This window comes from Pseudoalteromonas sp. SG43-4 (assembly GCF_014164325.1).
Lineage (GTDB): Bacteria > Pseudomonadota > Gammaproteobacteria > Enterobacterales > Alteromonadaceae > Pseudoalteromonas > Pseudoalteromonas distincta.
Genome location: NZ_JACJFB010000013.1, coordinates 58,903 through 71,744, shown reverse-complemented (window position 1 = coordinate 71,744; position 12,842 = coordinate 58,903). Strand labels below are relative to the sequence as shown.

The window sequence follows — 12,842 nt, the reverse complement described above, 5'->3', positions numbered from 1 at the left end:
TATTACAGGCTATAGAGCCTCTCTATAGCCTTTCTTTCTCTCTTAGCACTTCGTTCTCTGTGACTTCTTGACTCAAATGTAAATTTCTAGCAATCTGTAGTTGTGTTTTAAAAAACAAACTTAACTTAAGTAGTAAAAAAGGATTAACTCGTGTTTAAGCTTGCCAACAATGGAAATGTTTTACTTGATGTAAAAGAACATATTCCTCCCAGCGCTGCATTTATTTTAGAGGCTCTCGAAAAGTCAGCTTTTTGCGACTGCAAAATAGATCATGACGCTATTAATGATTTTTTTAAAAACGAAAACACACAACACACTCTGGTTGTAGCAACAAAACACAATGCCACTTTAAATGTAACAATTAGCGACGATAAAATGCTGGCCATTGGCGAGCTAACCCTTGCCCAAGGCGGAAAATTATTAAGTTTAGAAGATGCAAAAAAACAACTCGTTAAAGCAGGAATTGTGCGTGGCTATAAGCAAGCATTTTTAGAGTTGCTACTGCAAAAACAGTTTGAACATACAGCGGGTTCTGTCGTTAAGGGAGTATTAGCTAAAGGCAGACTACCAAGTGATGGTTTGGCTACTAAACTAATAACAACCGTAGAGACTTTAAAAGACCGTTTAAAAACCCCCAAGCTCAAAGAAGATGGCAGCGTGGATATGCGCGACTTTGGCAAGCTTGCAAGCGTAGAGCCAGGCTCTGTGCTTATTCGCCAACAACCAGCAACCCCTGGTAAAGAAGGCTTCACCGTAATAGGTGACATACTGCCCGCAAAACCCGGAGAAAATAAACAATTAGTAGCAGGCGAAGGCACCGAAATATCAAAGCTAAATCCGCTTGAACTAGTCTCTACTATTGCAGGTGTTCCGGTTGAAATTAATAATGGTATGCGTGTCGACGATATTTTTACCATTTCAGATGTAAACGTAAAAAGCGGCCACATTGACTTTCAAGGCAGTGTTATTGTTACCCGCAATATAGACCCTGGAATGAAAGTAACAGCCAAAGGCGATATTACTATATTTGGCACTGTTGAATCAGGAGAGCTTACCGCAGGCGGAAACATCACCGTTAAACAAGGCATTATTGGCCATCAAAAAGCCGACGAACAATCACTGTCTTGTAAGCTTATTGCACGAGGTGATATTCACGTATCCCATTCACAGTATTGCTACCTAGAAGCAAATAATATTTTTATTGATCGCCAAACAAGCCACTGTGTAATGAAAGCTAAACGCTTACTGCAAGTTGGTCAATCCGACTTACCTAAGGGAAAAATATTTGGTGGCGAAATACTCGATGCAACGACCCTCATTGCTGGCGAAATAGGGAATGAATCAGGCGCTAAAATGATTATTAACCTAGCGGCTTCTGGCGCCGAAATAACCGCTGATACTGATAATTGCTTTAAAGACTTAGCTAAAACAGATGCACAGCTAGACACGTTGCAAGCAGCACTAGAAAAAACTGATTTAGTGAAAGATGCCGAAAAGAAAAAACTATTAATTACTAAAATTGGTGCTACTCAAAAGCATTATTGTGAGCAGGCAGAGCAATTAGAAAAACGTCTTTCAAACTTAGATCACGACTTACACGATTTACTTAACGACGCTAATTTAGCGGTAAATTCTGTTTTGCATTCAGGTGTAGAGATTCATATTTTTGATAAAGTACTTAAAACAATCCGCAATTACCCTCCGTGCAACGTTAAGCTTTTGAATAACAAAATTGAAATAGAGTTCAAAACAAGCTAATAACTGAGTGCTCTATTGAGCACTCAAATTTATTCACATTTAAAGTAAACCGCTTACCTCAGCATGTGTTTGCTGCGGCCATACACCCACTTGTACTTGACCAATATGCTGCTTTTGTAGCAAGAGCATAGCTAAGCGCGACTGCCCTATTCCACCGCCAATTGTTTGCGGAAATTTACTTTGTAGTAGCGCTTTATGCCAATCAAACTCTAAGCGGTCTTCATCTCCAGTTGTACTTAACTGCGCTTTTAAAACTTCAGGACTTACGCGTATACCCATTGATGAAATTTCAAATGCATCTTCAAGCACTGGGTTCCATACTAAAATATCACCATTTAAACCCATGTATTGCTCACATGTCGGCGTAGACCAATCATCGTAATCTGGGGCTCTTACATCATGGATTTTGCCATCACCAAGCGCGCCACCAATACCAATTAAAAATACAGCACCATATTCTTGTGCAATGGCTTTTTCGCGTTGTTTAGCGCTAAAGTCAGGGTACATTTTACGTAACTCTTCACTGTGCACAAACTTAATGTCGTCCGGTAAAAAAGGCGTCAAACCATAAGACTCTCTTACAAAAGCTTCCGTCTCTTTTATCCCTTTATAAATAGATTGAACAGTTTGCTTTAGTGTTGCCAGCGAACGCTCTGTGGTTTCGTTAATTACTTTTTCCCAATCCCATTGATCTACATATACAGAATGAATAGGACTTAATGAATCTTCATCTGGGCGCAAAGCTTTCATTTGAGTGTAAATACCCTCACCAACACCAAAGCCATAAGTAGCGAGTGTTTTACGTTTCCACTTAGCCAATGAATGCACCACTTCGTAGCGGCTATCTGTAATCGCTTTTACATTTACAGCAACTGCGTTTTCATGGCCGCTTAAGTTATCTTGCGTGCCGTCACCTACTTTAGCCAAAATAGGGGCTTGAACCTCAACCAGCCCAAGTTGGGTTTCTAGTTGCTGTGAAAAAAATTGTTTAACTTTACTTATTTGCTGCTGTTGCTGCACATAGTGTGAACTCATAATAATTGGCCTCATTCCCAGTTATTGTTACTTGCTTAATTGATAAAAAGCGCCCTAATGAGCGCCTTTAATGAGGTTAATGTAACGATTTGATGAATTAATTCAATATCCCATAATAAAAATAGCTTTAACATATTAAAACCATCAATTAAGTGGTATAAAAATCATATATTCGATAATTTTATGAGAAAAATATAATGGAAAATTATTTAATCGATAATCTCGATAAACAGATACTTCATGCATTAATGGAAAATGCCCGTACTGCGTACGCCGAATTAGCAAAAAGATTTAATGTAAGCGCTGGGACAATTCACGTAAGAATTGAAAAAATGAAGCAAGCAGGAATCATTACAGGCACCCAATTAACGATTAATACTAAACAGCTAGGCTACGATGTGTGTTGTTTTATAGGTATTAATTTAAATAACGCACGTGATTACCCACAAACACTTATAAAGCTAGAAGCATTGGAGGAAGTGGTAGAGGCTTATTACACAACAGGTAACTACAGTATATTTATAAAGGTAATGACAAAATCTATTGATCACTTACAAGATGTGCTGATTAATAAAATACAGGCAATAGAAGCCATTCAATCAACAGAAACACTGATTTCTCTACAAAATCCAATTAGCCGTACGGTAATGCCTTAACTGCAAAAATCTCGTATAATTGCCGAAAAAAGAGGATAACCATGCAGCAAACTCGCTATCAAAGAATCGAAGACGTACTTTCGCGCCGTCAAACAGACTTAACCGTGTGCTTAGAAGACGTGCACAAACACCATAACTTATCTGCAATAGTACGAAGTGCTGATGCGGTTGGTTGTCATCACGTACATGCTGTATGGCCTGAAAAGCAAAAATGGCTAACAAATAATACCTCAGGTGGCAGTAAAAACTGGCTAGAGACGCACTTACATAGAAATATTGATGATGCTGTTACTGCAATGCGTGAACGCAATCCAGAAATACAAATATTAGCAACTCACTTATCAGAAGATGCCGTTGATTTTAGAGAAGTAGATTACACCAAGCCAACGGCTATTATTGTTGGACAAGAAAAAACAGGGATCTCAGAAAAAGCCCTAGAATATGCCGATCAAAATATTATTATTCCAATGCAAGGCATGGTGCAATCGCTAAATGTTTCAGTTGCTGCTGCGCTAATATTGTTTGAAGCACAGCGCCAACGCGAGCTGGCTGGTTTATATAATAGAGATATGTTGAGCGCCGAAGTTAAACATCCACTCTACTTTGAAGGCTGCCACCCTATTATCGCAAGGCAGTGTAAACAAAAAAAATTACCTTATCCTGCACTTGATGAAAACGGCGAAATAGTCGCTGACGAGCAATTTTGGCAAGCTTTAAAACATACTTGATGGACTAAAGCTCTGTAAGTACACTTAACTTATTCACAAATAATAAGATTGATATAATTTGTCTAAACCTAGCTTAAATCAATACCCAATTACAGAGCTCAAAGGGGTCGGCCCAAAAATGGCTGAGCGTTTGTTAAAGCTAGGTATTTTAACTGTGCAAGATATGCTTTTTCATTTGCCACTTCGCTATGAAGATCGCACTCGCTTATACGCGATTAATGAGTTGTCACTACATAGCCACGTGAGTGTTGAAGCAACAATTGAAACAAGCCAAATCACGTTTGGAAAAAGGCGCATGCTTGTTTGCCAAATCAATGATGGTACTGGCAGGCTAACACTACGATTTTTTAATTTTACCGCTGCACAAAAAAACGCATTTAGCGCTGGTAAAATAATACGTTGTTTTGGTGAAGTGCGCCGTGGCCGTGTTGGCTTTGAAATGAGTCATCCTGAATACAGCATCAGCGATACCTCTAACGAGCAGCCGGTAGCGACAACATTAACGCCCGTTTATTCAACAACCGAAGGCTTAAAGCAACTATCGATTAGAGCTTTAAGCGAGCAAGCTATTGATTTACTAAATAAATACTCAGTAGAAGAACTACTGCCTTCACAGTGGCAGCCATCAAATATGCCGCTAAGTGACGCCTTATTATTACTGCACCGCCCACCAAATAATGTTGATGTAGCTGCATTAGAGCAAGGTACTCACCCTGCTCAACAGCGCCTTGTATTTGAGGAGTTACTTGCTCAAAACCTCAGCTTATTAAAAGTGCGAGAGCAAGGGCAACAAGTTAAAGCCGTGGCATTAAATCCGGTAAACACATTAGAAAGCCAATTTTTAGAGCAACTTCCTTTTGCACCCACAAATGCGCAAAGCCGCGTAGTTGCTGAAATTAAAGGTGACATGCAACACGCGTATCCCATGATGCGTTTAGTACAAGGCGATGTAGGCTCTGGTAAAACCCTAGTAGCAGCACTTAGTGCACTAACAGCCATTGCGCAGGGCTTTCAAGTCGCTTTAATGGCTCCTACTGAAATTTTATCAGAGCAACATGGTGTTAATTTTACAAAGTGGTTTAATCAACTAGGTATAACAGTTGCTTGGCTTGGCGGTAAAACAAAAGGCAAAGAGCGCGTAGCAACACTTGAAAAAATAGCCTCTGGTGAAGCGCAAATGATTGTAGGTACTCACGCTTTATTTCAAGATGAAGTTAAGTTTAATAACTTAGTGCTTATTGTTATTGACGAGCAACATCGCTTTGGTGTCCACCAGCGTTTATTACTGCGTGAAAAAGGTAAGTTTGGTGATTGTTACCCTCATCAACTAGTCATGACCGCAACACCCATTCCACGTACACTCGCCATGACCGCCTATGCCGACTTAGAAACCTCTGTGATTGACGAGCTGCCACCTGGGCGTACGCCAATCACAACAGTGGCACTTCCTGATACTCGCAGAGACGATATTATTGCCCGCGTTAAATTAGCGTGTAACGAGCAAGGCCGCCAAGTTTATTGGGTGTGTACACTTATTGATGAATCTGAAGTACTGCAATGCCAAGCCGCCGAAGACAGCGCGCTGCAGTTAAAAGAAGCGCTACCAGAGCTAAACGTAGGCTTAGTACATGGGCGAATGAAATCAGCTGAAAAACAAGCCATTATGAGCGAGTTTAAGGCAGGTAATATACATGTTTTAGTTGCCACGACGGTTATTGAAGTTGGTGTAGATGTCCCTAATGCGAGCTTAATCATTATAGAAAACCCTGAGCGCTTAGGCTTAGCACAGCTGCATCAGTTACGTGGGCGAGTTGGCCGTGGCGCTACTGCATCGCATTGCGTGCTTTTATACCACGCACCACTGTCTCATACCGCTCAAAAGCGATTAGGTGTACTACGCGATAGTAACGATGGCTTTGTGATAGCAGAGCGCGATTTAGAAATTCGTGGCCCTGGTGAAGTACTCGGTACAAAACAAACAGGGTTAGCCGAGTTTAAAATTGCCGATCTTACCCGCGATAAGCACATCCTCAACCAAGTTAGACCGATTGCACAGCAAATGCTTAAGCAACACCCAGAGGTTGTTGACCCGCTAATTCAACGTTGGTTGGGTAATAAGCAAAATTACGCGCAAGCGTAACCACTCTATTTTCTATATTTTTGAGTTTACTAAGTTAATTTACTAAATTAGCTTACTAAGGATATAAAAAAGTCAGCTCTAAACAATATAGAGCTGACTTCTGATATCTCAATAGAGCAGCATAAAAGCGATTTTCGCCCTTTACTTCTCTTAGTTAAATTTAAGCTTTATTAAGCTCAAATATAAGCGATGTTTGCGGGAATGAAATTGGCATTTGTAAACCAAACTGCATTAGCGCTTCACCTGTAAATGTTTGACCATTTACCGCAGCAATAGAAGATGGGCGATACTCTTCAAATTTTACCGGCCACACTAAATTAAGTGTGTACTGCGCATCGGAATCTAGGCCAACAAAACGAAGCTTATTAGGCGCTGTACGCGGTGTTTCGCGAACGCTGTTATAGGCAAATAACGCTTTTGTTTTTTGCGCATCAATTAAACCAAAGTTAATTGATAAATCGTCGCTATCTAGGCGGTATAAATCGGCAGCATGAATAAACTCACGATGCTCTTTATGAAGTGCTATTGCCGCTTTAAGTGCATTGTATTCGTGATCGGTCAGTTCACGTGGGTCCATTTCGATTCCCATGTGGCCAAACATTGATACCGCAGCACGCATTTCAATACTTACATTACGCCCTGTAATATGACAATCACGCGGGCCTACATGTGCACCCATAACCGACGATGGAAAGAAGAACGAACATCCACGCTGTATTTCAAGGCGATCAAGCGCATCGTTTGAATCTGACGTCCATACACGATCTGTGTGTGCAAGTACGCCGTAATCTACACGTGCACCACCTGACGAACAGCTTTCTATTTCAAGACCAGGGTGCGCCGCTTTAATACGGTCAATTAAACGATAAAGTGCCAATGTTTGCTGATGCACAGCAGGCTTGCCATCAAAATTACCCGCATGGTTAATATCGCGGTTCATATCCCATTTAATGTACTTAATAGTTGGGTATTCAACTAAAATATCGTCAATCGCTTTGTATAGGTACTCAACAACCTCAGAGCGCGTTAAATCAAGTACTAGCTGATTTCTAAAGCTTAACTGCTCGTTATTTTCTGAGCCTAAAACCCAATCAGGATGCGCGCGGTATAAATCACTATCTGGGTTAACCATTTCTGGTTCAAACCAAATACCAAACTCCATACCTAAGCTATTAACATGATCAATGACTGGCGATAAACCATCAGGGTAAATTTTGTAATCTACTGTCCAATCACCTAAGCCTGCATTGTCGCCACGGCGGCCTTTAAACCAGCCATCATCAAGTACAAAACGCTCAATACCTAACGGCGCTACTTTGTCGGCTAGTTGCTTAAGCGTGTCTACGTCGTGATCAAAGTAAATACCTTCCCACGTGTTGTAATGCACAGGGCGCGCTTTTTCACGTTGAGCTTGGCTAAGTAAATTAGCTTTAACAAAACGATGGAAATTACGAGAAAGCGCACTAAAACCTTCACTTGAAAACGAGCCATAAATGCTCGGGCTTTGATACGTTTGACCTTTAGCAAGCGTAAGCTCACCAGGAAGTAATAGCTCACCCATTTGTACATAACGACGACCTTCAGCTAAAAGCTCTGCGCGTAGTTTATTGTTGCCGCTCCAACCTAAATGAAAGCCGTAACATTCGCCGTGTTGCTCGCCTGCATTTTCGTTATGCACTAATAAACCAGGAAACACATCGTGTGATGTTTTGCCTTTACGGTTTTCGCGTACAAAACTCCCAAGCACTAAATCAACAGATTGACGCTGGAATTCGTTTGACCAACGACCTTCAAAGCTCACTATTTTGCTTACGCTATCTGGCAATTGAAATGTTGGCGCGGCGCAAAAATTAACGCTCAGTGGTGAGTCACCTAAATTAGTTAATACAGTATGTGCACTTAGTACGTCACTGTTGTTGTCAAGCGTAATGCTGTGCACGACTTCAATACCACGAAGCTTATCTACACTTACAAACTCAACAGTCGCACTTGAAGGCTGACGCACTTCTTGAAGCTCTGGCCCAACTGACCATGCGATTGAATCATTTACTAGCTCAAGCCCTGGCGCGCCAGTAAAGCCTTCGCCTAATAAAGGAGATAGAGAAATAGGCGCTTCTTCAACCACGGCACATTTTACCTCTTGACGGGTAGCAAGCTGAGTAAGCATTGTTTCTGTTGTTTGCTCAGATAGGCGTTTACCAAAGTACAGTAACGCCGGTGTTTTGCTCTGGCAGTCGAAAATAACGGTGCTGTTTACACTGTCTAATCGATAAAATGATTTAGTGTCGGCCATGATTTTCCTATCCTCTTGTTCATTGTGTGAGTTATAAATATAACGAAAATTAGTAAGCTACACTATTTACTAAATGTATCTCTTTGCTTGAGCCACAATCTATCAGATGGTGACACTCAATAATAATAGTATATATCATACAAATTAGGTTTTGATAGTCTTTACATCGCAAATAGTCAGATAAACTCACTGGAAGTACCACTGTAATAAAAGTTATTAAACTAACCTTTACTTTAAAATTCTGTTATTGCTTTTAATATATATAAAAAATCGGCCAGAGTTGCCCCATGACCGATTTTGTCAGCTTAAACTATTTACAATCTATTTTTGTACTTGTACTTGTCCTGCGTCATCAAGTGCCGGTGTTTTACCTGCCCACTGCGCATTCAAACCAAATACCACTTTATTTACTATCAATGCAAAAGCTACACATACAATCAGTGTAATTGGCATTAAATGAATGTAATGAATGTCAGTATGTAGTGGTGAGTTTGCAAACGTAAGCATGCCGTACATTACAACACCTAAAATTACTGCTGCAATACCTGCACGTGCATCAACATTTTTAAATAATAAGCCCACTACAAAAATTGAGAATATAGGCATACTTAATAAGCCGTTTAATTGCTGTAGCAAGTTAATAATACTGTCTGCTTGCTGGTAAATTGGTACAAGTACCAGTGTTAAGCTTGTTAGTAGCAATGTTACGTAACCGCTTAGCTTTACAACACTTGGCTCTTTATTAAAGTAAGCTTCGTGAATGTCACACACGTATAGTGCTGTAGCTGAATTTAATAAGCTGTTGTAAGTAGAGAGTACAGCGGCTGCCATTGCCGCTGCAAACACACCGGTTAACCATGCTGGCATTACATCACCTACAATTCGACCATAAGCAGCGTCGCCAATATCGCCGTAAAGTTTAAACGAAATGATACCCGGTAATACCACAATGGCAGGGACGATTAAAAAACGAATTCCCGCTGCGGCAAATATACCTTTTTGCGCTTCTTTAACATTAGGAGCAGCCATGGCTCGTTGCGTAATTGTTTGGTTAGTACCCCAGTAATACATTTGAATAAAGATCATACCGGTTAAAAGTGTTGGCCATGGAATAGGTGAGTCAGTATCGCCTATGAGTGTTAAGCGCTCCTCAGGAATACCCGTAAAGTCATAATCAATCGCATTTAGTGCTAAAAATACCACTAAAACAGCCATACCCAGTACCAGTAAACCGTTGTAAGTATCAGACACTGCAACTGCACGTAGACCACCAAAAAACGCATAAATAGCACCTACAATGGCAAATGCGGTGGCAATATACATTAGCGGAATATCAACCTTAAACATGGTTTGCATAAACAGCGCACCTGAGTAAATTACCGCTGGCATGTAAATAAGTGCATTACCTAAAAAGAATAATCCCCCAATAACAGCGCGAATATGTTTGTTGTTATAGCGCTTTTCTAAAAGCTCTGTGGTCGTTGTACAGTTGTATTTATAATAAACAGGAATAAACACTTTGGCTAAAATAATCAAACCTATAATTGCTGCAAGCTCCCACCAAACTAGTAAAGCCATTTGGTTACCATTCATACCTACTAGTTGGTCGGTACTTAAATTAGTAAGTGTTATTGAACCTGCAACAAACATCCAAGTAAGGCCACCGCCCGCTAAAAAATACTCTTTGGTTTGGCTTTGTCCGTTATTACGATTTTGGCCTCGGCATTTCCAATAAGTAAGGCCACCAATTAAAGCGGTGACAAAAACAAAAACCACCAGCTGTAAAATGTTATCTGACATGTGTGTGTCTCCTACGCGTTACGCGCAATGTCTGTGTAATAAAAAAGTGCACGCTACAGCGCGTGCGCATCTCGACTTAGTTCTAACTTAATTTGCTTTAAAGGCATAAGTTCGGGACGTTGGTTGTGCAGCTTTACCAATGCATTTAACTGAAACAGTGAAATAAGCATACTGTTAAGCACACTTAGGTAACCTTGCTTGTGTAAGTTTGCAACGGTATCGCTATCTAAAGTTTGCAGTTTATCTTCATCAACGCTGCTCAAACCTTGAATAGTTTGGGTTTCGCCTTGTTCAAACTGCAATACAATATCTATGTTTTTAATAAGCCCTAAGCGCGCTACTTCCTGGGTAAATTGATACGTTTGATAATCATTTTTTAAATCGCTCTCAAGTAGCTTTTGCTGTGAATTTAAAAATAAGCTTGGGTTACCTTTAGCATCAAATAGTGCCTCGCCTTGCTGCGTATTTACGGCTGAGCTTTGATCATCAATCGCAATAAAGTAGTCGCTGCTATTTGCTTCACGGGTCATTAAATAAAGAGGGTGAGTTTGTATACATACCGGTGTGTAAAGCGCCTGCCACTGGTTGTTATTAACCAATAAACTTTGCCCAGCACTAAAGCTTGTTAAACCCGATACGGTATAACTGCCGTTTTGCGCATTTCGCGCTAAAAATATAGGTAAGTCGCATGCAGCTTTTGCCACTTCGTTAGCTCTTAAATTAACTAAATGCTGCGTTTTTGCATATTCAACACCTGCATTAGGGTTGATTTTTAATGTTTGGTGTTTAGTGTTTACGAGTTCACTAATAGCCATAGTTACACATCCTTAAACTGGGTTAGCCGCTAACCACTGCTCAATATAAGCGCGGTGTGGCGGCAAAGTTTGCAACATCTGCTGTGTAAGCTGGCTGTTACGTTCAATTATTTGTTTGGCTTGCGCGTCTTGTGAATACAAATAAGCCTGTTTAGTAAAGTCTGGTTTGAAGCCCATACCATATAAAACGTACTGGTAGCTGGCGGCTGGGAATAACTCTAATGCGCCATGAAAATCTTGAATAAGCGGGCCACGGCTTCCCCAAAGCAGTAAATCTTCTTGCAGGGTTTGTGGAATAGTGTCCGGATGTACATGCGCTTGCCAGTAAGGTTCTGGACGCTTGGTTAGCATGTAATGGAGCTTTAAAAAGTCGATAATGCGCTGCCAGCGGTAGTCCATTTGCTCGTTAAAGCGTTTAGCTACAATAGGCATTACTTGTGTATCTGCTGGCATGTGCTCTGCTACAAAGCGTGCTGAAATTTCAACAAGCATAATAGCGGTTGCTTCAAGCGGCTCTACAAACCCTGCTGACATACCCACTGCAACACAGTTTTTATGCCAAAACTTCTCACGGTAGCCCGACTCAAAGCTAATTTTACGGGCAGTTAAACCGTTTGCTGCATCGCCTAAATAGTTTCGTAAGTTTTGCTCTGCTTCATCGTCTGATAAAAATTTGCTTGAATATACATGCCCTACACCACGGCGATGCGTTAAACCTATATCCCAAATCCATCCAGCGTTTTGCGCTGTTGCTATGGTATGGCTGGCTAAGGAGTCATCGTTTTCATCGTAAGGGACTTGCATCGCCAGTGCGCTGTCGTTAAATAGCACGTGGTCCATTTTTTTAAACGGTACGTTGAGCGCTTGGCCTAATAACAATGATGAAAAACCAGTACAGTCTATAAATAAATCGGCGCTTATAAAGCGGGTTTGATCTTTTAGAGTAAGCTCATTTATTGCACCATCGTCATCAAGTTTTACCTGATCAACAGTACCAATAATATGCTCTACACCAAGCTTACTTTTACAATGTTGTTTAAGCATTTCTGCAAAAGCGCCGGCATCTAAGTGATAAGCGTAATTACAGTTACCTTGATATTCACCTTGCGCTATACCTCTTGGGGCTAAGCTTGCTTCGCAAATATCATGTTGAAAATTAGTTTGCTGTGCAAAGTCTTCAACATTATCTAAATAAGGGGCTAAATCTATGCGGCCGTAGCCTAGCGGTACAGTAAATGGATGGTAGTAAAAGTCGTTGTTGCCGTGCGTCCAATTTACAAATTTACCACCTTGCTTAAAGGTAGCGTTACAGGCTTTAAATACATCAACTTCACGCAAACCTATTTGCTGAAGTGTGTTTTTCATCGTGGGCCAGGTACCTTCACCTACACCAATTGTTGGAATATCTGACGATTCAACCAACATCACTTTTAAGCCATCACCATTTTTACCTTGGTGATACGAAGCTATAATTGCAGCGCTCAACCATCCTGCTGTGCCGCCACCAATTACTGCGATTGTTTTTATTGTTTTATTCATAATGGACTACTCTTTGAGTATCTTTGATAACGTTTTATACAACAAATGCCCGGTAGGGCATTTGGATTTAATGTGGCT

9 protein-coding genes are annotated in these 12,842 nt (G+C 40.7%); 4 read left to right on the top strand and 5 right to left on the bottom strand.

What is annotated here, in order from left to right; all coding sequences use genetic code 11:
• The first annotated feature begins 150 nt into the window (after nucleotides 1-150).
• On the top strand, nucleotides 151-1,758 hold the full coding sequence (locus H5160_RS13565; RefSeq protein ID WP_182692454.1) for a DUF342 domain-containing protein: 1,608 nt from the start codon (nucleotides 151-153) through the stop codon (nucleotides 1,756-1,758).
• Between the two features lie 39 nt (nucleotides 1,759-1,797).
• On the opposite strand, the gene asnA is transcribed toward H5160_RS13565, so the two are convergent.
• Nucleotides 1,798-2,793, bottom strand: a complete 996-nt coding sequence (gene asnA / locus H5160_RS13560) for an aspartate--ammonia ligase (protein WP_182737551.1) — start codon at nucleotides 2,791-2,793, stop codon at nucleotides 1,798-1,800.
• A gap of 197 nt (nucleotides 2,794-2,990) precedes the next feature.
• Here asnA and asnC point away from each other — a divergent pair, with 197 nt between their 5' ends.
• Genes asnC through recG form a run of 3 tightly spaced genes read left to right on the top strand, consistent with a single transcriptional unit; the run spans nucleotide 2,991 to nucleotide 6,317 of the window.
• Entirely contained in the window at nucleotides 2,991-3,449 is a 459-nt protein-coding gene (asnC, locus tag H5160_RS13555) for a transcriptional regulator AsnC (RefSeq protein ID WP_024595831.1), read from the top strand.
• 41 nt (nucleotides 3,450-3,490) lie between these two features.
• Nucleotides 3,491-4,177, top strand: coding sequence for a tRNA (guanosine(18)-2'-O)-methyltransferase TrmH (trmH, locus tag H5160_RS13550; RefSeq protein WP_007580009.1), 687 nt, complete (start codon nucleotides 3,491-3,493; stop codon nucleotides 4,175-4,177).
• Between the two features lie 58 nt (nucleotides 4,178-4,235).
• Nucleotides 4,236-6,317: an ATP-dependent DNA helicase RecG gene (gene recG / locus H5160_RS13545; RefSeq protein ID WP_182737755.1), complete on the top strand. Its 2,082-nt coding sequence runs from the start codon at nucleotides 4,236-4,238 to the stop codon at nucleotides 6,315-6,317.
• A gap of 160 nt (nucleotides 6,318-6,477) precedes the next feature.
• On the opposite strand, the gene H5160_RS13540 is transcribed toward recG, so the two are convergent.
• The 4 genes from H5160_RS13540 to H5160_RS13525 all read right to left on the bottom strand — a co-directional run bounded on the left by H5160_RS13540 (nucleotide 6,478) and on the right by H5160_RS13525 (nucleotide 12,764).
• Nucleotides 6,478-8,610, bottom strand: coding sequence for an alpha-galactosidase (locus tag H5160_RS13540; RefSeq protein WP_182737754.1), 2,133 nt, complete (start codon nucleotides 8,608-8,610; stop codon nucleotides 6,478-6,480).
• 321 nt (nucleotides 8,611-8,931) lie between these two features.
• Complete coding sequence (locus H5160_RS13535) at nucleotides 8,932-10,410, bottom strand: SLC5 family protein (RefSeq protein WP_182737752.1); 1,479 nt, start codon at nucleotides 10,408-10,410, stop codon at nucleotides 8,932-8,934.
• 53 nt (nucleotides 10,411-10,463) lie between these two features.
• Nucleotides 10,464-11,225 carry a SapC family protein gene (locus H5160_RS13530; RefSeq protein WP_182737751.1) on the bottom strand — a complete coding sequence of 254 codons (762 nt, stop codon included), beginning with the start codon at nucleotides 11,223-11,225 and terminating at the stop codon, nucleotides 10,464-10,466.
• A gap of 12 nt (nucleotides 11,226-11,237) precedes the next feature.
• Entirely contained in the window at nucleotides 11,238-12,764 is a 1,527-nt protein-coding gene (locus H5160_RS13525; protein WP_182737750.1) for a tryptophan halogenase family protein, read from the bottom strand.
• Nucleotides 12,765-12,842 lie beyond the last annotated feature (78 nt).